At 43.1% G+C, this 253-nt stretch carries 1 protein-coding gene; it reads right to left on the reverse strand.

Going from position 1 to position 253, the window contains the following annotated elements:
• The coding region (locus AC3II9_RS22095) for a 50S ribosomal protein L11 methyltransferase (protein WP_489158875.1) at window positions 1-253 on the reverse strand (253 nt) is incomplete at both ends.

Consider the following 253-nt stretch of genomic DNA (forward strand, 5'->3'; position numbering starts at 1 on the left):
AACAGCTTGCGGGTCAATATCTGTGGCATATACTTTTTTAGCGCCTAGTAACAAAGCTGCTACGCCTAAAATGCCTGAACCACAGCCATAATCAATCACGATTTTATCTTTAACGTCAGTTTTACCCAGCCATTGTAAGCATAGGAAAGTACTTGCGTGATTACCTGTACCAAATGCAAGACCTGGGTCTAACTTAATGTTAGTTGCGTCTGCTTCTGGTGGCTCTAGCCATTCAGGCACGATCCAGAACTTT

The sequence above is a fragment of the Lysinibacillus sp. RU7 genome (assembly GCF_057837305.1).